Source organism: Pseudomonas sp. NUPR-002 (assembly GCF_056322725.1).
This window is the reverse complement of record NZ_CM150476.1, coordinates 2,440,799-2,460,750: the sequence shown is the minus strand read 5'-3', so window position 1 is coordinate 2,460,750 and position 19,952 is coordinate 2,440,799. Positions and strand designations below refer to the sequence as shown.

The 19,952-nt window shown below is 61.4% G+C and carries 17 protein-coding genes; 4 read left to right on the top strand and 13 right to left on the bottom strand.

Annotated elements, in window-relative coordinates; translation table 11 throughout:
* Positions 1–8 precede the first annotated feature (8 nt).
* Entirely contained in the window at positions 9–980 is a 972-nt protein-coding gene (gene speB, locus ACVWSC_RS11300) for an agmatinase (protein ID WP_442113711.1), read from the bottom strand.
* Between the two features lie 297 nt (positions 981–1,277).
* On the opposite strand from speB, the gene ACVWSC_RS11295 reads away from it, so the two are divergent.
* Complete coding sequence (locus ACVWSC_RS11295) at positions 1,278–2,183, top strand: LysR family transcriptional regulator (protein ID WP_442113710.1); 906 nt, start codon at positions 1,278–1,280, stop codon at positions 2,181–2,183.
* Positions 2,184–2,383: 200 nt separating this feature from the next.
* Positions 2,384–3,007, top strand: coding sequence for a hypothetical protein (locus tag ACVWSC_RS11290; protein ID WP_442113709.1), 624 nt, complete (start codon positions 2,384–2,386; stop codon positions 3,005–3,007).
* Between the two features lie 3 nt (positions 3,008–3,010).
* On the opposite strand, the gene ACVWSC_RS11285 is transcribed toward ACVWSC_RS11290, so the two are convergent.
* From ACVWSC_RS11285 to ACVWSC_RS11230, 12 genes are all read right to left on the bottom strand, one after another.
* On the bottom strand, positions 3,011–4,573 hold the full coding sequence (locus tag ACVWSC_RS11285; protein ID WP_442113708.1) for a diguanylate cyclase: 1,563 nt from the start codon (positions 4,571–4,573) through the stop codon (positions 3,011–3,013).
* 100 nt (positions 4,574–4,673) lie between these two features.
* Positions 4,674–6,233: a DUF2272 domain-containing protein gene (locus ACVWSC_RS11280; RefSeq protein WP_442113707.1), complete on the bottom strand. Its 1,560-nt coding sequence runs from the start codon at positions 6,231–6,233 to the stop codon at positions 4,674–4,676.
* 824 nt (positions 6,234–7,057) lie between these two features.
* Positions 7,058–9,478 carry a TonB-dependent siderophore receptor gene (locus ACVWSC_RS11275; protein ID WP_442113706.1) on the bottom strand — a complete coding sequence of 807 codons (2,421 nt, stop codon included), beginning with the start codon at positions 9,476–9,478 and terminating at the stop codon, positions 7,058–7,060.
* A 96-nt stretch (positions 9,479–9,574) separates the two neighbouring features.
* Entirely contained in the window at positions 9,575–10,036 is a 462-nt protein-coding gene (locus tag ACVWSC_RS11270; RefSeq protein ID WP_442113705.1) for a MarR family winged helix-turn-helix transcriptional regulator, read from the bottom strand.
* A 136-nt stretch (positions 10,037–10,172) separates the two neighbouring features.
* On the bottom strand, positions 10,173–10,613 hold the full coding sequence (locus tag ACVWSC_RS11265) for an Ohr family peroxiredoxin (protein WP_442113704.1): 441 nt from the start codon (positions 10,611–10,613) through the stop codon (positions 10,173–10,175).
* Positions 10,614–10,834: 221 nt separating this feature from the next.
* Positions 10,835–11,311: a YbaK/EbsC family protein gene (locus ACVWSC_RS11260; RefSeq protein WP_442113703.1), complete on the bottom strand. Its 477-nt coding sequence runs from the start codon at positions 11,309–11,311 to the stop codon at positions 10,835–10,837.
* Positions 11,312–11,377: 66 nt separating this feature from the next.
* Positions 11,378–11,887: a GNAT family N-acetyltransferase gene (locus tag ACVWSC_RS11255; protein WP_442113702.1), complete on the bottom strand. Its 510-nt coding sequence runs from the start codon at positions 11,885–11,887 to the stop codon at positions 11,378–11,380.
* 196 nt (positions 11,888–12,083) lie between these two features.
* Complete coding sequence (locus tag ACVWSC_RS11250; RefSeq protein WP_442113701.1) at positions 12,084–13,247, bottom strand: trans-sulfuration enzyme family protein; 1,164 nt, start codon at positions 13,245–13,247, stop codon at positions 12,084–12,086.
* Entirely contained in the window at positions 13,244–14,620 is a 1,377-nt protein-coding gene (locus ACVWSC_RS11245; RefSeq protein WP_442113700.1) for a pyridoxal-phosphate dependent enzyme, read from the bottom strand. Before ACVWSC_RS11245 ends, ACVWSC_RS11250 begins: the two co-directional genes overlap by 4 nt.
* A 131-nt stretch (positions 14,621–14,751) precedes the next feature.
* Positions 14,752–17,265: a TonB-dependent siderophore receptor gene (locus ACVWSC_RS11240; RefSeq protein WP_442113699.1), complete on the bottom strand. Its 2,514-nt coding sequence runs from the start codon at positions 17,263–17,265 to the stop codon at positions 14,752–14,754.
* A gap of 79 nt (positions 17,266–17,344) precedes the next feature.
* Positions 17,345–18,310 (bottom strand): FecR family protein, encoded by a 966-nt coding sequence (locus tag ACVWSC_RS11235; protein WP_442113698.1) that lies wholly within the window; start codon positions 18,308–18,310, stop codon positions 17,345–17,347.
* Between the two features lie 4 nt (positions 18,311–18,314).
* Complete coding sequence (locus ACVWSC_RS11230) at positions 18,315–18,833, bottom strand: sigma-70 family RNA polymerase sigma factor (RefSeq protein ID WP_442113697.1); 519 nt, start codon at positions 18,831–18,833, stop codon at positions 18,315–18,317.
* 182 nt (positions 18,834–19,015) lie between these two features.
* On the opposite strand from ACVWSC_RS11230, the gene ACVWSC_RS11225 reads away from it, so the two are divergent.
* Positions 19,016–19,345, top strand: coding sequence for a hypothetical protein (locus ACVWSC_RS11225; protein ID WP_442113696.1), 330 nt, complete (start codon positions 19,016–19,018; stop codon positions 19,343–19,345).
* A gap of 113 nt (positions 19,346–19,458) precedes the next feature.
* On the top strand, positions 19,459–19,791 hold the full coding sequence (locus ACVWSC_RS11220) for a YegP family protein (protein WP_442113695.1): 333 nt from the start codon (positions 19,459–19,461) through the stop codon (positions 19,789–19,791).
* Positions 19,792–19,952 lie beyond the last annotated feature (161 nt).

Below are 19,952 nucleotides of genomic sequence, written 5' to 3'. Positions count from 1 at the left end.
ACTCCGGATCAACGAGCGCGGGCGCGCGCATGGAAGATGAAACCAATGCTGTTCATCAGCAGTTGCGCAGCGAGGATCGAGGTGACACCGGCCGGGTCGTAGGCTGGCGCCACTTCCACCAGGTCCATGCCGACGATCCGGCCCTGACTGCGTTTGGCCAGGGCCTGGATGATTTCCAGCACTTCGTAGTACTGGAAGCCGCCATGGCTCGGGGTACCGGTACCGGGGGCAATCGACGGGTCGAAGCCGTCAATGTCGATAGTGATGTAGTAGTCGCGGCCTTCCGGGATCTTCGCCAGCACCCCTTCACAGCCCAGACGACGTACGTCGCGCACCGAGAGAATCTGCGAGCCAGCTTCGCGGGCGGCATCGTAGTCGTCGCGGTTGGAGGACGACACGTTGCGGATACCCATCTGGGTCATGCCAACGATGTGGTCGAGTTCCGAGGCGCGACGCAGCGGGCTGCCGTGGCCGTAACGCACGCCATGGCGTTCGTCGACGAAGTCCAGGTGCGCGTCGAAATGCACGATATGGATCGGGCCGCGGCCTTCGAAGGCCTTGATCACCGGGGCGTGGATCGAGTGGTCACCGCCCAGTACCACCGGCATGGCGCCTGCGGCGAGGATCTGGCGCACGGCAAACTCGATGTTGGCGTTACTGCTGGCCTGGTCGGTGTGGACAATGTCGGCATCGCCAACGTCAACCATGCGCAGCTGATCTTCAGTCAGGTAGGTGACGTCATCTTCGAAGTCGTAAGCACCGGCATGACCGAAGGAGAACAGCGTCGATGCCTCACGGATGCCACGTGGCCCAAAACGTGCGCCGGAGCGCCATTGGGTACCCATGTCGTTGGGGGCACCGAGAATCGCCACGTCGGCATCGATCGCATTCCAGTCGGTGCAAATCGGCGACTTGGCGAAGGTGCAATGGCCCACGAAGGGCAGGTTCAAGCGGCCGGATTCATAACCGTGCTTAGCCATGTTCGAGTTTCTCCAATTATTGTTCTGGTCAGGAGACGGGGCGACTGCTCGACCACCGTTGCAGCCACTATGGTCGCAGTCCGGCAGGGGAAAAATGCGCAAGTGCAGATGCATACATCGGCGCAGCCGAAGTATCCGTATGCGTGCGCGTGAATTGGCGAAGGCCGGCGGCATGGCCGGTGTTTTTCAATCGCCAAGGATTGCGGACGCCACACGCTCATGGTTAGCTTGCGAAAAAAACATTGTCCGACAATTCATATCAGCCCCCGCGATGTGAGGTACGGACAGGAGGTGAGGGTGATCCAGCTCCACGATGTCGATCTGAAACTGCTCCGGGTGTTTACCACCATCGTCAAGTGCGGCGGTTTTTCTGCGGCGCAGGCGGCACTCAACGCCGGTCAATCGACCATCAGCGAGCAAATGACCCACCTGGAAACCCGCCTCGGGGTCAAGCTTTGCCAACGCGGGCGCAGTGGCTTTCGTCTTACGGAGCAAGGCATCGCCATCCACGAAGCGACCTTACGCCTGCTCAGCGCCGTGGAAAGCTTTTGCATGGACGCCGATGTACTCAAACAGCACATCAGCGGCAAGCTCAACCTGGGCATCATCGACTCGACCCTGACCGACCCCGCCTCACCGCTGCCGCGTACCACCCAGCGCTTTGTTTCCCGAGGCCACGACGCGCACTTGCACATCTACATTGGCGCCCCGGCGGAACTGGAAGAGCGCGTGCTCGACGGGCGCCTGCACCTGGCTATCGGCCACTTTCCCCTGCACGTACCGGGGCTGTCGTACCTGCCGCTGTATGAGGAAGCGCTGGGCCTGTACTGTGGCCGCCGCCACCCGTTGTACGCCAGCACGGCGGCGAACGGGCGCCTGCTTGAGCAAGTGCGCAGCAGTCGCATCGTGGTGCGCGGCTATATGGACCAGTACGACCTGCAACAGCTGGGCGTGAGCAAAGCAGCGGCCACCGTGGAGAACATCGAGGCAGCGGCGATCCTGATCATTTCCGGGGCTTACGTCGGTTTTCTGCCGGTGCATTTTGCCGAGCAATGGGTGAAAACCGGTGAAATGTGCCGTCTGGGCGCCAACACCCTGGACTTGACCTCACCGTTCGATGTCATTACCCGGCGCGGTGTATCGCCACCGATCCTCGACGCCTTCCTCGAAGACCTCGCCGCCTGTATGCACCACCCACTGTAGGAGCGGGCTTGCCCCGCGATAGCGGTCTGTCTGGCACACCGCATCGCGGGGCAAGCCCGCTCCCACAGTATCTCCCACTAAACCTGTGCACTGATCGGTAATAGCGGCGCTCTTGCACCCTGATAGTAAAAATCTCTTGTACGAAGTACAGGCCGCAGGCAGATCGTGTAAAAGCTTCCAGCACGAATGAGGCCTGGATCATGAACACGCGCCCGCGCTGCACCGCCTTCCATGAAGCCGGCCATGTTCTGGCGTTCTGGTGGAATGGCCAGCGCATCAAGCGTGTCACCGTGCGCACCCGTGCCGAAGCGCTGCTCGGACCAATGGCCGACCTGCGCGGCAATCTGTTGCAGGTCAAGGGCCTGGTCGAAGCTGAGTACCTGGTGCCGCTGCCAGCCTTCGAACCCCCTGGTATTGCCGAGTACCTGCCGTCGATGGTCGAAGCGATTGAACGCGACCTGATCCATTGCCTGGCCGGTCCGGTGGCCGAGGCGATCTACCGGCATAGTCCCTCGGAACGCTGCATTACCCGCAGTGGTGCCGGTGACCGTCAGCGCGCGATGGAGTTGATCACCCTGCTGCCGGCCCGTAAGGTACTGGATGCCGAACCCCTGGCCATCGCGCGTGCGGGTTGTCTGGTACGTCGCTACTGGGCCGAGTTGAGCGCCGTGGCGCAGCTGCTGCATGAGCAGGGCACGGTGTACGGTGAGGAGCTCATCGCCCTGCTGAGCCAGCTCACCGGTGAGTCACCGACGCGCCTGGGCAATCCCCTGAGCAGCCTCGATGCCCGGCGCAGCCGGACAGTGGAGCGTCTGACCGGCTGACCTTCAGCCGGCCACCACGCGGTTACGGCCGGTTTGCTTAGCCAGATAGAGGCGCTCGTCGGCGCGCTTGAGGATCGCCTCCGGAGTGGGCGTGTCGTCACTACGGCAGGCCACCCCGATAGAAATGGTCAGCGAGCCGGACGGCACAATCTGGGTGGTTGCAATGCTCTGGCGAATGCGTTCGGCGATATCACTGGCAGCCTGCAGGTCGGTTTCCGGCAAGATCAGCGTGAACTCCTCACCGCCTGCACGACAGGCCAGGTCGTTGTCCCGTGAGTTGCGGGCAATGACCGTGGCCACCTGCTTGAGGGTCTGATCGCCGACATCATGGCCGAAGGTGTCGTTGACCCGCTTGAAGAAATCGATGTCCAGTGCCAGCACCGCATAATCCAGTTGCGCCTGCGTAAGCGCTTGCAACGCATCATTCATGGCGCGACGGTTGGCCAGACCCGTCAGCGGGTCACTCTGTGCCTGGTGGCTCAGGTGGCCGAGCTTCTGTTGCGTTAACTGCACCCCGGTGAGCAGCGCCCGGCGAATGGCAGCAGCTTCGGCGTACCATGCCTTGATGCCCTGCAACCGCTCCGGTGTCTGTGGTGCCGCCAACTGTTCGGCGTTGACTGCCAGTTGCCGCAAGGGTCGAGAGATCAGCAGGGTCGCCAGCCAGATCGCCACCAGCCCCAGCACACCGGCAGGAATGATGTTAACCAGCATGTCGCGCAGCAATTGCCCGAGCGGGGCCAGCGCCTGCGCTCGCGGCTGTTGCGCAACCACCGCCCAGTTGACATCCGGCACCTGGGCGTAACCGGCGAGCATGGGAATGCCCTTGTAGTTGATGGCCTCCATCGGCCCGTGCTCGCCACGTATGGCGGCATCGACGGTTGCGCTCTGGCCCAACACCTCGCCGATTCTGATGCGGTCGGAGTGGTACAACAGACGACGGTTTTCATCGGTGACAAACGCGAAACCAGCGTCTTGAAGAAAGTGGTTGCTGATCAGCGTGTGCAAGATGCCCCGCTGACGCAGGTAGATCGATGCACCAATCAGACCGAGATATTCACCGTCAGGGTTGAATACCGGCTGCGAGATAAACACGATCAGATTGCCCGCTGCACTCACGTAAGCATGGCTGACCATCGGGCGCTGTTCACGCAACGCCTGGACCACTTCATCCTTGCCCAACGTGCTACCGATGATCTGCTCCTGGGGCGGGTAGATTTGCACGGCTTTGCCGTCGGCAGCCACGATAAGCACTGCGTTGAAGGCGTTGTCTTCTGCCTGCAGGCGCTCGGCTTCTTCCGCAAGCACCTGCGGATCAGCAAAATGGCGGCCAAGACGCTGGCTGCTATAGCGCAAACGGTTGTGTGCCGATTTGAGGAACTGGTCAATTCCGGAGGCCACCTTCGAGGCATAGGCCTGGTTGGCCTGAAGTGCCGAATGCACCAGGGCATCGCGTTGCACCCCGTAAGCCACCCACAAGCTGTTGCACAAGGTTGCCAGTACGGCCATCAGCACCAGAACGAGAATCAGGCCACGCAGGCCAATGGATACCAGACGCGTTTCACTCATAACCCCTGCCACTTGATTGCTTCCCTGCGTAGCAGCGTAGCTGCTTTTGCGCGCAGCTTTCCGTGAGCGCCGAGCGCCTGGCACCCCTTACCCACACAGATCAACGAATCAGGCCAGCCCGGTTCTTGAGCAGGGCAATCACCCGTTGGCCCGGCGCTATGAAGCCATCGGCATCCACCTGGTACTCCTGCAGATCGCCACTCATCATCACCGTGTCACTGACATTGCCGCCCAATACCCGCACCACGTCCGGGGTCACTTCCACGACAATGTCGGAGTGGCTGATGTAGCTGGCGTGGTTTTCTGCATAGCTGTAGGTAAAGTTGCCCGAGCTGCGGTTGCGCTGGATGATGTCGCCCAACTCCGGCTTCTGTTCGTTGATGCGATAGCCCCAGAACGGTTTGTCCAGACGCTCGGTAATGCGCGCCTTGATCGCGTTGTTGACGAACACCGAGTGGCCCGAGGCGAACGCGAAGTTGGCGTAGGCAGGCCCGGCCTTGCGCACCACCCAGGAAATAAAGGCCGCAGACCATGGCACTTCCTCGCCATTGGCGTAGCGGCTGCGGCCGTCGTAAGGCTCGCCAATCGCTGCCCACATTTCCCGCACATAGGTGTAATACGGGGCGGCGCGCTCATCGGCCTGGCCCTTGTCGAAACGCAGCCATTCGTTTAGCGCAGCGCGCAGCAATGCTTCGATCTCGGGGCGTACTGGCTCGCGCAGGTACTTGCCGAATATCACGCCCTCCTCCATGCCGATCCTGACCTTGCGCCACCCGGCCTCGGTCGAAGGCCCCAGATCAGCGACCTTCTCACCGATGGTCAGGTCACGCAGGATGGTGCTGTTGGGTGCCTCGCGCAGGCGTACCCCTTCGGTGGTGACAAAGCGCTCGCCGGCCAGTACCGGCTGCTCGTCGACCACCGCCTGCGGATTGCCACCCAAAGTGGCGTCCAAATCTTCGTCCCAGGCCGGTGAACCATGGCCCAGCTCGTCCACCACAAAGGCCCCCAGCGCTTGCCGGGATACTTTGATGATATTGCGGTCGTAGCCAATGCCCGAGGCCTCGTGGGTCAGATCAGGCGGCACCTGACGCATGGCCCAGCGCCCGGTATAGAAAAACCCTTCGGTGCCGGTAAACAGCCGTGACATCGAGATCCACGGCACACTGATCAACCCCTCCGCCAACAGCTTGGACAGCACCGCCCCGCTGCCATAGGCGCCAATGTTGAAGGCCCCGCCTATCTGGTTTTTAACTGCCTGGAAATAATCGAGTATCGGCCCATCGATTTCACTGGCCCGGTAGTCGGCATCGACGGCGAACAGAATGGTGCTGCCTTTGCCCTTGGGTTGGCCGACCAGCTTGGCAAACTCCATGGCGCTTTTGGCGTTGTCGATGCCTTGCTGGGTAGAGAAATGTTCGATCTTGCGGCTGCTGTCCTGATACACCGGCAACAGCGCGAAGCCTTCTTTGCATAACATTTTGGCTTCGGCAGCGGTCAGGGTCTTGGCCCTGACGGAACTGGCGTAGTATCGGATCAGGGTATCGACGCCCTGGCTGCGCAAGAATGCCAGAAAGGTTTTACCAGCCGTTGTATTGAGGCGGGTGCTTACATCGACCGCCGACCACCCTTGAGCGTTGGAGAAGTCGTCTTTGTAAGACATACCGGTACCTCTGAGGCTTGTGGCAAACCATAGGCCGAACGCGGTGTGGGGTCGCGAGACCCGGCACCTTTACAAAACGATAGCCAACCCCGGTGGCGGGTCAAGGCTTTGGCTTTGAGGCTGTGGGCTTATCCAATTGCTGGGGTGGCACCACTGGCCCCTTCCGCCCTTACGGCGGCCTACTTTGCTCTTGGGCAAAGTAGGCAAAGCCGCTCGCTCCTGCATCCGGCCCTACGCTGCGCTTCGGGTTCCTTCCCTCCGGCATTGCTCCCGCGAGGACCGCGCTAACGGGCCATCCATGGCCCGAAGCGCTTGACGGGCTCCTGCCCGTCACCTCACTACGCAATACCTCCACTCAGCCTCCTGAAGTCGCAAACCGCGGCGCCTGAACTAACGCGCACGCAAAGCAAAAGCAAAAGCAAAACGACAAGCCACCCCAACCGACACTAGCGAAGCTAACGCCAGCCCAGGCGCTGCCCGTAACTTAGCGACTTCAGAAGGCCGAGTGGAGGTGACTGGAGGGCCAGGTGCGTTAGCACCCTTCGGCGTAGCCGAAGGCGCGAGATGTAGACTTGCGTAGCAAGTCGTAGGCCGCGCGGGCCTGGAAGTCGCCGGAGCCGAGGGGACCCGGAGCGAAGCGTAGGGCCGAATGCAGGAGCCAGCGGTTTTGCCTCCTTTTTCCAAGAAAAAAGGAGGCCGCCGTAAGGGCGGAAAGGGCCAGCCCAGCCACCACAAGAATTGGATAAGCCCCCAAAGCCAAAGCCAAAGCCAAAGCCAAAGCCAAAGCCAAACCTAGCCCTTTCCCCGACGCCCCGTGAAGAGCCTTAAAAGCCCAGGCTTGCCGAGAGCAGATAGGTCCTCGGGGTAGACAGCGTCAGCCCGGCTTCGCTGTCGTCGGAAGCACCCGCCGAGGCCCAGTAACGTTCGTCGAGCAGGTTCTCGACACTGGCGCGCAGGGTAATGGCCTTGCCGTCGACCTTGAAGGCATACCGCGCCCCGGCATCAAAGCGCTCCCAACCGTCAATCTGCTTGCTGTTGGCCTGATCCAGGTACTGCGAGCTGGAGTGGATACCGCGGGTGGTCAAGGTCAATCCGGCAATCTCCGGCACATCCCACTCGGCCCCGAGGTTGACGTTGTACTCCGGCGTTGCCGGGGCGCGATTGCCATCGAAAATGCCACCCACGGTACCGCTCAGCTCGCTGTCGATGTACATCAGCCCACCCAGCAGACGAAACCCTGCCACGGGTTCACCGAATACCGTCAGTTCAACCCCTTTGTTCTCGCGCTTGCCGCTGGGGCCAAACACCCGCGTGGTAGCGTTGGTCTCGTAGGCCGGTTGCTTGATGCGAAACGCGGCAGCGGTCAAGGCAAAGCGGCCCAGGTCGTATTTGGCTCCGACCTCTACCTGGCGGCTGATGAACGGCGGGAAGATCTGGTCTTCGTTGATCGCGGTCGAAGGCGCGATCTTGCCCTGGCTCAAACCTTCCATGTAGTTGGCGTACAGGGAGAGCTTGTCGGTGGCCTTGAACAGAATCCCGCCTGAGGGCGAAACCTTCTCCTCATCGTAGGCGGTGGCGCCTTTGACATCGTTGCTCCAGTCATCGACCTGCACCCGCTGCCAGCGGGCACCGAGGGTCAACAGCACACGGTCATCGAAAAAGCCGAGGGTATCGGCCAGTGCCACACTGCTGAAGCGGTTCTCGGTATAGGCCTTGTCGTCCTCGCGTGTTGGCGTTCCTGGCGTCGGCGTGGGGCGCGGGTTGTACAGGTTGCTGGGCGCCGAGGCATAGCGCGCCCCGCCGTTCTCGAAATCCATGTAGTAATAGTTGGCCGCCAGGTTCACTTCGTGGCTGACCGCGCCGGTGTGGAACCAGTTGCGCAGGCCCGCTGTGGCGGTTTTGACGTTCTCATCACGGGTAAAATCGCGCGGCTGAACGATGAAGTCCCCCGCATCGTTGGACACCGGTACGTTGTGACGCAAAAAATCATGGTTACTGCTGCGCGCGCCGACCGCCGCATAGGCCAGCAACGAATCACTGAGGTCGTATTCGGCATTGAGCGTGCCGAAGGTATCGTTGGTGCGCGCTTTACTCCAGGCCTGGGCATAGTTGCGTCGCACATCGTCGGCGTCCGGGACCTTGGCTTTGGCGCCAACGATCACCCGCTCCTGGGGAGCGTCAGTGTCGCGCTCGCTGTGGCCAATATCGGCGGACAGGCGCACGCGTTCGCCGCGAAAGTCCAGACCCACTACGGCCAGCTCACGGCTGACCTGTTGATGGTCCCATTCGGTGTCGCCCGACTGTTTGACGCCGTTGAAACGCACGCCGAACTGCTGCTGATCACCGAAGCGGCGGCCAACATCCACCGCGCCTCCGACCTGGCTGTCGGACACGTAGCTACCGGTAAACTCGGTGATCGGCGTGTCACCTGCACGTTTGGGCACCACGTTGATACCACCACCGACACTGCCTCGCGGCGAAATGCCGTTGATCAACTGGCTCGGCCCTTTGATCACATCAACGCGGTCGGCCATTTCCATGTCTATCGAATAGGTTGGCAGCACGCCGTACAAGCCGTTGTAGGCGACATCGCTGTTAAACAGGCTGAAACCACGGATGGTGAACTGCTCGAAGCGCCCGCCAGCGGGGTTGGTCGCGCGAACCGAGGGGTCGCTGGCGATCAGCTCGCCGAGGGTGCGCGCCTGTTGGTTCTGCACCGCCTCGCTGGTGTAGGTGGTCATGCTGAACGGGGTTTCCATGAAATCCCGCGAGCCCAGCAAGCCCTGCGACCCCCGACGCGCCACCTGGCCACCGGCATAGCGCTCGCCGTCCAGGTCGCTGCTGGTATGGCTGAGGATGCTGGTTGGTGCGATCTCCAGGGCATTTGACCCCTGTGGCACTGGTACCAGGGTATAGGCATCGGTACTCACCGGCTGCAGTTGCAGGCCGCTGCCCTGCAGCAAGCGGGCAAAGCCCTCATCGACACTGTACGTGCCTGACAGCCCGGCGCTGCGGCGCCCACTCACCAACCCCGGCTCCACCGAGACACTGACCCCTGCCTGACTTGCGAAGCGAATCAACGCTGAACCCAGATCGCTTGCGGGCACTTTATAGCTGCGTTGTTCGCGCTCGGCCAGCGCCGCTTGTGGCGCCATTGCGCCGAAGCCGAGCATCAGGCTCAGGCACAACGAGGAATAGGAAAACGAAGACGCAAGATGCATCGGGCGGCGTGTCACTGCGGGCATGGTGCGCACTCTTATGGATTCACTTGCCCTTGATGACAATCGAGCGGAAAAAAGGGGACAGCCTGCGGGCAATTATTTTCATGGCACTGCTGCCCTTCACTCGCGGTCCTGTAACGAGCGGATCAGGTTATCGCGCAGCTTCACCACCGCGCCCTGGATTTGCGAGAACTCTTGCTCGGTCAGGCCGGTGGCGGCGAACAGGTCCACGTCCGAACGTTCGTCAGCCAGCTGCCGGCCGCCCGCAGTCAGGCGGATGCGTACCTGACGCTCATCCTCGGGGTCGCGCTGGCGTTGTACATAACCCATGCCTTCAAGCTTTTTCAGGATCGGGGTCAGGGTGTTGGATTCCAGGAACAACTTTTCACCCAGGCTGCCGACGGTCTGGTCGTCCTGCTCCCACAAGGCAACCAGGGTGATGTATTGGGTGTAGGTCAAGCCCAGACGCTCAAGCTTCGGTTTGTAGGCCTTGCCGAACGCGAGGTTAGTCGAATACACGGCAAAACACAGAAACTCGGAAAGCTTCAGCTCTGCAGGCCGTGCCGGGTCGGTAGGCTTCATGGGCGATTCCTCGGTTGGTTGGAGCGCAACGCGCAACGGCCAGGTGCGCTGACCTGGCCGTTGGTGCTTTAAGGTTTGCGCGATTAAATCGCGTGCGACCTAGCTGATCGTCTCGTCCCTGTACCGCGAAGTCAAGTCACGCAGTGACGGCCTTCAAGGTTACGGCAATGTTGCCGCGTGTGGCTTTGGAGTACGGGCATACCTGGTCGGCGGCATGCACCAGGGCATCGGCGACTTCCGGGTCCAGACCTGGCAGATGGGCGGTCAAGCGCGCCTGCAGCAGGTAGTCTTTGCCGGTCTGGCCAAGATCGACTTCGATCTCAACCGCAAGGCCGGCGGGCAGCGCCACGTTCATTTCCTTGGCAACCAGCTCCAGCGCGGCGATGTAGCACGCCGACCAGGCTCCTGAGAACAACTGCTCTGCAGTCGGGTGTGGCTGGATAGCGTTGAAGACATGGGCTGGCTTGCTGGCGCCTGGCGACGACAGCTGGATATCCAGGCCACGTGCGGTGCTGCCAGCAACGCTGAGGGTGGTGTGGGTTTTGCCGGTTACCAGGACTTTGTCGATCTTGCTCATGGGGTATTCCTTCGAAGTGTTGATTATTATCGCTAACGATTAAATCGCATGCGATTGGTTGATAATCAAACAAGCGGCCATTGCCGTCAACAGCCCTCCCCGGCTGTTGCGACGAATGGCGCATCTGTAGGAGCGGGCTTGCTGTGGGAGCGGGCTTGCCCCGCGATAGCAGTGAAACAGGCAAACCGCAATCGCGGGGCAAGCCCGCTCCTACCGAGATATCAAGCCAAGGTTTGCTCGCCGACAACCACGTCGACCCACTGCGCATTCACCAACGCAGCCAGCTGTTCAGGCTCGATACGCACGGCAGCATTGGCCGCCCCGCCTGCCGGAAACACCAGCGGAAAATCCTTGAGCGAAACATCGCAATACACCTGCAGTGGCCGCGCCAGACCAAACGGACAGACGCCGCCGACCGGGTGTCCGGTCTGCTCTTCGACCTGCGAGGCATCCAGCATGCGGGCTTTGACGCCGAAGTGTTGCTTGTACTTGCGGTTATCCAGCCGAGCATCGCCGCGGGCAACCAGCAAGATCACCTCGTCACCGACCCGTAGCGACAGGGTTTTGGCAATCTGCCCCGGCTCAACACCAAGCACTTCAGCGGCCAACGCCACGGTGGCGGTGCTGGTTTGCAACTCCATCACGGGAATCTGCGGGGCGTGCTGGGCAAAGAAGGCCCGGACTGACGATAAGCTCATGCTCGACTGGCTCCTGATAGCGAATGGCGCCCCAATGGAACATGAGCCTGTCAGGCTTGGCAAGAATCAATGCAGCGCGCGGGTCACCAGGTAGCTGACCAGTTCGGGCTCATCATCCAGTTCAAGGTTGCGCACCGGCCGGGGCAAGTTGTCCAACACCGCGCGCCAGAAAGCCTGGGCGGTTTCGTCCTGGTCATAGAAGCGCACCAGCCAGTCGCGCTCGCCGCTGAGCAACACCTGACTGGCCACGGCGCGGCCAATGCCTTTGCGCCGGTAGCGCTTGAGAATGAACAGGTCGGCCAGTTCCAGAGCGTTGAGATCGGCAAACTCGCTTCCCTCGATCAGCAGGAAGCCGGCAATGAAGCCGTCGACCAGAATCAGGTTGGCGCTCCACTCTGGCTCCTGCCAGTAACGCAGCAGATGCTCCTCGTGGATATAGAAGCGGCCATCCACTTCGACATCTTCTTGCTCCCAGTCTGAAGATTCATAGGCATAGAACTGGTACAGGTTGCGGATCAACTCGGCTTGTTCCGGGCTGGTTTGCAACACTTCGACAGTGAAGGGCGTGGCAGGCATGGCAGTCTCGATCAGTAAACGGGTAGCGCTTTTTTCGCGGGCGCTATTGTTTACAAATCCGGTGATCAATTCCAGCTGTAGGGGCGGCGGGGCGGCGATCCGACTTGCCCCGCGATTGCGGTTTGCCTGACTCACCGCATCGCGGGGCAAGCCCGCTCCTACAGGTGGTGCAAGACAGTATCTCCCACCAGGTGAATTAGATTCTGGCCAGGGCCTGGGCCAGGTCGGCGCGCAGGTCTTCGACGTCTTCCACCCCAACCGACAACCGCACCAGCGCATCGCCAATCCCCAATTGCGCGCGGGTTTCGGCAGGAATGCTGGCATGGGTCATGATCGCCGGGTGCTCGATCAGGCTTTCCACCCCGCCAAGGCTTTCGGCCAGGGCGAATATACCGACGCTTTCCAGAAAACGCCGGGCACCGGCCAGGTCAGTGTTGAGGTCCAGCGAGATCATTCCGCCAAAGCCGTGCATCTGCCGCCGTGCCAGGCCGTGCTGGGGATGTGAGACCAGCCCTGGGTAATACACCCGCGCCACTTGCGGCTGACGCTCCAACCAATGGGCCAGTTCCAGCGCATTGCTGCAGTGACGCTCCATGCGCAAGGCCAGGGTTTTCACCCCGCGCAAGGTCAGGAAGGCGTCGAACGGCCCGGCAATCGCACCCACCGCATTCTGCAAAAAGCCCAGGCGCTCGGCCAGTTCGGGGTTACCCACCACGGCGATCCCGCCGATGACATCGGAGTGACCATTGAGGTACTTGGTGGTCGAGTGCACGACGATGTCGAAGCCCAGCTCCAGCGGGCGCTGTACCCAAGGGCTGGCAAAGGTGTTGTCGGCCACACAGAGAATGCCGCGCTGACGGCAGATCTCGGCCACCGCGCTCAGGTCGGTGAGGCTGAGCAACGGATTGCTCGGGGTTTCGACCCAGACCATTTGCGTGTCGTCTTGCAATGCCGCTTCGAACACCTCCAGGTCACTCAGGTCGACAAAGCTGAAGCGATGCCCGGCGCTGCGCCGCCGTACCCGCTCGAACAGGCGGAAGGTGCCGCCGTACAGGTCATTGCCAGAAACGATGTGCGCCCCGGCATCCAGCAGTTCCAGGACGTTGGCGATGGTGGCAAGCCCGGAAGCGAAGGCAAATGCCTGGGTGCCGCCTTCAAGGTCGGCAACACACCGCTCCAGCGCCCAGCGCGTGGGGTTGTGCGAGCGGCCATAATCCAGGCCTTTGTGCACCCCGGGGCTTTGCTGGGCATAGGTGGAGTTGGCATAGATCGGCGGCATCAACGCCCCAGTGGAAGGGTCGGGGGTTTGCCCGGCATGGATCACGCGCGTGGCGAAACTGCGTTCGTCGGATTGGCTCATGGCAAAGACCTGCGCAGGTGGTTGAGCATGTCGACACGGGTAATCAGGCCATAGAAGCCCTGGGCATCAGCAATGATCGCCACCAGTCCACGGTCGAGTTCCGCTTGCAGTGTAGACAGGCTGGCACTGGGTGGCAGGGTTTGCAGCTTGTCGGTCATGGCGCTGGCCACCGGCAGGCTGAAGTGCGTAGGGTCGGCGTGCATGCCGACGAGGATGTCCGACTCATCGATCACCCCGACCAGCCGTTGCCCGTCTTCGAGCACCGGCAATTGCGAGACATCCGCCAGGCGCATGCGCTGGAAGGCGGTGAGCAACGTATCGCCGGGGCCGACGCTGATCACTCGGCCATCTTCAAAGCGCCGGGCGATCAGGTCACGCAAGTCGCCGTAGTGCTTGAACTGCAATAGGCCCTGATCGGTCATCCATTGATCGTTGTAGACCTTCGACAAATAGCGGGTGCCGGTGTCGCAAACAAAGCTGACCACGCGTTTGGGCTCGGTTTGCTCGCGGCAGTACCGCAGGGCGGCAGCCAACAACGTGCCAGTCGAGGAGCCGCCGAGGATACCTTCGGCGCGCAGCAACTGGCGGGCATGCTCGAAGCTGTCTTCGTCACTGACCGAATAGGCCTGGCGTACGCTGGACAAGTCGGCGATCGACGGGATGAAGTCTTCGCCGATGCCCTCCACCGCCCAGCTCCCGGGCGTGCCCAGGGCGCCACTGCGGCTGTACTCGGCCACTACTGAGCCAACCGGGTCGGCCAGCACCATGGCCAGGTCCGGTTGTACCCGGCGAAAGAAACGGGTCAAACCGGTCAGCGTGCCGGCCGAGCCGACGCCAACCACGATCGCGTCGACGTCGTGCTGCATCTGCGCCCAGATTTCCGGCGCAGTGCTGCACTCGTGGGCCAGCGGGTTGGCCGGGTTGTTGAACTGATCGGCGAAGAACGCCTGGGGAATTTCGGTGGTCAGGCGTGCTGCCACGTCCTGGTAATACTCCGGGTGACCTTTGCCGACATCCGAGCGGGTGATATGCACTTCGGCGCCCATGGCCTTGAGGTGCAGGACCTTCTCGGTGGACATTTTGTCGGGCACCACCAGCACCACCCGATAACCCTTGGCCCGACCGACCAGGGCCAGGCCCAGGCCAGTGTTGCCAGCAGTGGCTTCGACGATGGTGCCGCCGGGACGCAAGCGGCCATCGCGTTCGGCGGCATCAATCATGGCCAGGCCGATGCGGTCTTTGATCGAACCGCCGGGGTTCTGCGATTCGAGCTTGAGGAACAAGGTACAAGGGCCGGTATCGAAACGACTGACACGCACCAGGGGGGTGTTGCCGATCAGTTCGAGCACAGCCGGGCGGGAATTACTGGGCATGGGACACCTCGCAACCGCGGTGGGTGCTGGAGCGCCAGTGCATCCGCTCCAGACAACGCCTCGCTTGGACCTTAGGCCCGCTTGGCCCACACCGCAACCGCTCACAGCTGACCGGTCACCGCCCTCCCCGGTCAGTAAGTACCGCGCAGGGTCAGCATGAAGTTGCGCGGATCGCCGTAGTAGTTGCCATAGGTCGAAGTGCCGACCGTCTGGTAGTACTTCTTGTCGAACAGGTTGTTGCCGTTGAGGGTCAGGTCCCAGTGTTCGTCGAGTTTGTAGTCGACCAACGCACTCCAGGTGGCGTAACCGCCCTGGCTGAAGTCGAACGGCACATCACGCTGCGCGACACTGCCATCGGCGTTGAAGCGGGTGGTGGTACCCGACACATACGTCGCGCTCTGCACCTGCACGCCACCACCGACCTTGAAGTCTTGCAACACGCCCGGCAAACGGTAGGTAGTATAGAGCTTGAACAGGTGCTTGGGCATCACCGTGCTCAGTGGCGCGTCGGCACTGCGGTTGCGATTGAGGTTGAAGGTATAGCCACCGATCAGCGTCCAGTCCGGCAGCAGTTCGCCCGATGCCTCTATGTCGATGCCCTTGCTGACCACCTTGCCACTGCTCAGGTAACAGCAACTGCCGGCGAACAGGTTGCTGCTGTCGATGTAAGCCGGGTCGCGTACCGCTTCGTCTTCACGGGTGGTGTAGTACAACGCGAAGTTGGTGTTCAGGGCGCCGTCCAGCAGCTCGCCTTTGAGACCGGTTTCATAGGTTTTGCCGGTCATCGGCTCAAGCGGGCTGCCCGGTTGCGGGCCAGAGAGTTTGTTGGACTGTGGCTTGTAGATTTCCGAGTAGCTGGCGTAGGCCGACCACTGATCGTTCAAGTCATAGACCATGCCGCCGAACGGCGTGACTTTGGTGCCGATGCGCTGATCGACGTCGGAGACCGTGCTCCATTGCGTACCGTTGCGGGTCTGGTAGGTCTGGGTGAAGTGATAGCGCTGCGCGCGCGCACCGAGGATCAGGTGCAACGGCTCGGCCAACTGCAGGCGCAAGCTGGAATACAGACCGTACTGGCGCTGGGCGTTGGGGTCGTAGTCGCGGCTGTAGTCGGTGTGGTCGGCCGGCTCTTGCCACGGCGTGGAATCTGGATCGAAGACATCCACCGGACCACGGGCGCCGTCGTGCGGCGCGGTGCCCAGCCAGCGGCTGTCGATGCGTTGGTAGTCGGCGCCGAGCACCAGTTGATGGTCCAGGCCAAAGGCCTGGAAGTTACCCGCCAGGTTGACGTCGTACAGGTGCTGTTCGTTTTCCTGGCGGCTTTGGGTGCCGTACCAGACCACCCCGGTGTTGGTGTTGGGGTCTACCGCATTAAGGGTGCTGGCGGTTTTGAACCACGACACGTCCCAGATGTTGGTGTACGACAGGTTGAGCTTCCAGTCGTCGTTGAAACGGTGGTCGTACTTGGCAAAGTACTCGCGCGCCGTGGTGTCGGCGTAGGCCCAGTTCTGGGTCAGACCGGTGTGGCGCGGCAGTCCCAGGTCGGCACCGTTGCTGTAGCGCGGTACCGAGCTTTGCGTGCCGTTCTCATGGGATTTGTTGTAGCGCACACCGAAGGTGAACATGTCATCGTCGCTGACGTCGGCTTCCATCACCCCGTACACCAGGGGCTTTTCGGTGCTGCGCTTGTCGACGAAGTACTGCCGGTCGGTGTTGGCCACCACCAGCCGTCCGCGCAGGCGCCCGTCCCAGCCCATGGGGCCGGTGATGTCCAGCTCCTGACGGTAGTTGTCCCAACTGCCAGCGCTGAGACTCAGCTTGAGCTGGTTGTAGGCCATCGGCCGTTTGCGCACCAGGTTGATGATGCCGCCCGGGTCACCCGAACCGCCGAACAACGCTGCCGAGCCACGCAACACTTCAACGTGGTCGAACTCGGCGAGGTCGAAAATGTTCGAGGAATAGAACGAGCCCATCGCCGTGCCCAGCGCCTGCGGGGCCGCGCCATCGATTTGCAGGTTCTGGATCGAGAAACCGCGAGAGATGAAATCCTGAATGCGGAAGGTGGTGCTCTGGGTGATCACCCCAGGCGTGACCCTCATTGCTTCGTTGATGTCGGTCAGTTGCTGGTCTTCGATCAGTTGGCGGGTCACCACCGACACTGATTGAGGGGTCTCGCGCAGGCTGGTGGGCGACTTCGAACCGACGCTGATCAAACCGGGCGCATAGCTGCCGGTGTTCTCGGTGCTCTCCCCCATGCCTTGGCCAGCCACCGTGGTGACGCCCAGCTCAAGGGTTTGCCCGGCCTGGGTATCAACCACCGGCTGCAACACATAGCCACTGGCACTGTGGCTGATGCGATAACCACTGCCGTCGAGCAAGGCGGCAAAGCCTTCGTCCACCGTGTAGCTACCGGTCAGGCCTTGGCTGCTGCGTCCGACCAGATCTTCGGCCTGGAACACCAGCGCCACCCCGGCTTGCTGTGCAAAGCGGTTGAGGGTGCTGCTCAGTGAGCCTGGGGCAATATCGTAGTGCTGCTGGGACTGGGCCGTGGCCAGTTGCGGCATGGCCATGGCAACACCGGCACAGGCCAGGTGGATGCACAGGGCAATGGGGCTCAAGGCCTGCGGGTCAGCAAATCGACGCATGGGGAAACGGCTCCTGTTTTAATCATGTTGGCCCTTTGCTTGACGGGCCAGCCTGACAATGCGGAACCAATAGGAATGATTATTTTTCAGTAGTTGTGCGTTCGATGCGTGTCCACCAGCCGGTGTACTGCTGCACACGGATCGGCAAAGCCTGCGCCAATAGCTGCAAGGCCCGGTCGGTATCATCCAGCGGCAATACCGCAGAGACGTTAAGATCAGCCAACTGGCTGGCGTCGAACTGCAGATGACCCTGGCGTTGACGCCCCAGTGCCTGCAGCACTTGCGGCAGTGGCATGCCCTCGACCACCAGCTGATGGCGCTGCCAGGCCTGCTCGAGGCTGGCCGGATCGATGTCGGGCAGGCGCCCCACGGCATCTTCGCGCACCCAGGCGCGCCCGCCGCCGTGTACCTCCAACGCCTGGCTGCGGTCGGCACTGCGCACCGCGACGGTGGACTGCAACATGCTCAGTTCACTCTGCCCTTCCCCGCGGCTCACGACAAAACGCGTCCCCAAGGCGGTGAAACTGCCTTCGGCGGTGCTGACCACAAACGGCCGCGAGGTGTCGTGCGCGACATCCACCAACACTTGGCCGCGGCGCAGTTGAATACGCCGTTGACCACCCTCGAACTGCAGGTCGATCGCACTGTTGCCGAACAGGGTAATGCGCGAACCATCTTCCAGCGTCTGCGACTGCCACTCGCCCGGCGAGGTATGCAGGTCAGCAAACAGGTCGTCGGCACGAAAACCGCTGAGGCTCTGCACTACGCCGAGACTGGCCAGCAACACGCCGATACCTAACAGATGACGGCTTCTGATCCGCCGTTTGCCCGGCATCTGCAGCGCAGCCCGGGCCGGCGCCCGTTGCGTACGCAAACTGTGCAACTGTGCGACCACACTGCTGATTCGTTCGAAGGTGGCCTGATGACGGCTGTCGCGCTGACGCCAGTGCTCGAAGGCCTGACGCTCCTGCGCCGTCAACGGGCCCTCACTCATGCGCAGCACCCATTCGGCAGCCTGGGCTTCGACGCTGTCCTCGCTGTTCATCGCTTCACACGTCCAGGGCCTGATTGCAGTGCATCAGGGCCTGCAGCAGGTACTTGCGCACCATGCGTTCGGAGACCTCAAGGCGCTGTGCGATCTGCACCTGGGTCAGTTCATCCAGGTAATAGTCGACAAAGGCCTGGCGCACCTTGGGAGGCAGCCCCTCAAGCACAAAGGCGATCTGCTCCAGGGCTTCGAGGGTGGCAAGTATCTGTTCAGGCGACTGGTACCCCTCCAGCGCATCGACCGTCAGCGCCAACTCGCGCAGGTACGCATCTTCAATATGCTGGCGCCGTGCTTTATCGATGATCAAGCGGCGTGCGGTGGTACTGAGAAACGCCCGCGGCTCACGGATCGCCGCCACTGAGTCACGCGAACCGAGAATCCGCAGGAAGGTGTCGTGGGCAGTGTCGGCGGCATTTTGCGGGCAGCGCAGTTTGCGGCGTAACCAGCTGAACAACCAGCCGTGGTGTTCGCTGTACAGTTGGTGAATGGCGCGCTGAAAAGTTGGCTCGACCGCAGACATGAACGCCGCCAAAAAGGTGTAAGTGAGAATTGTTCCGAATAGTATCCAGTCGTTACCTCCCTACGCAACCTCTGCTATTGCTGCGCGGTGAACAGCGCAGCGCAAAAAAGGCAAATTGCTGGCCCCCGAGCCTTCCGCATGTTGGCAAACTCGCTTTCCTTTCAACAGCTTAGGTTGACACTATGCGGGCTTATGGACTGACCCTTGCAGCGTTTTTTTTCGCCGTTTTCTCCCTGGGTACCCAGGCCAAGACCTTGGCCAAGAATGACCGCTATGTGTGCAGTTGGGGATCGGATATCGCTGCCGGCGCACAACAATCCAAGCTCAATGGTGTGACCTTGTATTCGGCGCGTAAAAAACTGCAGGTGCGCAAATTCCCCAAGCCCTGGATGCGCATGACGGCCATGGGCATTACCGAGCAAACCTACAACAGCCGCTCACGTCTCAAGCCTGCCGCCATCAAGCAAACCTACTATGAGCAGTGCGTCCAGCATGCGTTGGCACAGCGCTGAGGGTGTGACAATCGGGCATTGGACAAGCGCCTAAAGCCCACCATACTGATTCGTCACTGCAAGCGAGCACGCAAGCAGCGCACCCAGGCTTATCTGCGAAGACAGGAGTTCCCATGGCAGGATGGTTTGAGTTGAGCAACAGCAGTGACGGTCAGTACCGCTTTACCCTCAAAGCGGGCAATGGCGAGATCATTCTTACCAGCGAGTTGTACAAGACCAAAGCCTCTGCCGAAAACGGCATTGCTTCGGTCCAGACCAATAGCGCTGCGGATGAGCGCTATGAGAAAAAAGAAGCCAGCAACGGCAAGTTCCATTTCAACCTCAAGGCTGCCAATCACCAGGTCATCGGCAGCAGCCAGATGTACGCTACCGCGCAATCGCGTGATGCGGGCATCGCCTCGGTGAAAACCAACGGTTCGAGCAAGACGATCAAGGACAACACCTGATCAATACCAGGCTCCCTGCGAATCATCGCCGCGTGCGCTGAGGGGGAGCCTGCCTTGACTCAAGACTCGGCAGCAGGCCGATTGCCTTGTGCGCACGCTGCAGGCTATAGTCGCAGCCGGCGCTATCCACGCCTCCCGTCCGCGGAAAGGGCTGCGCCCAG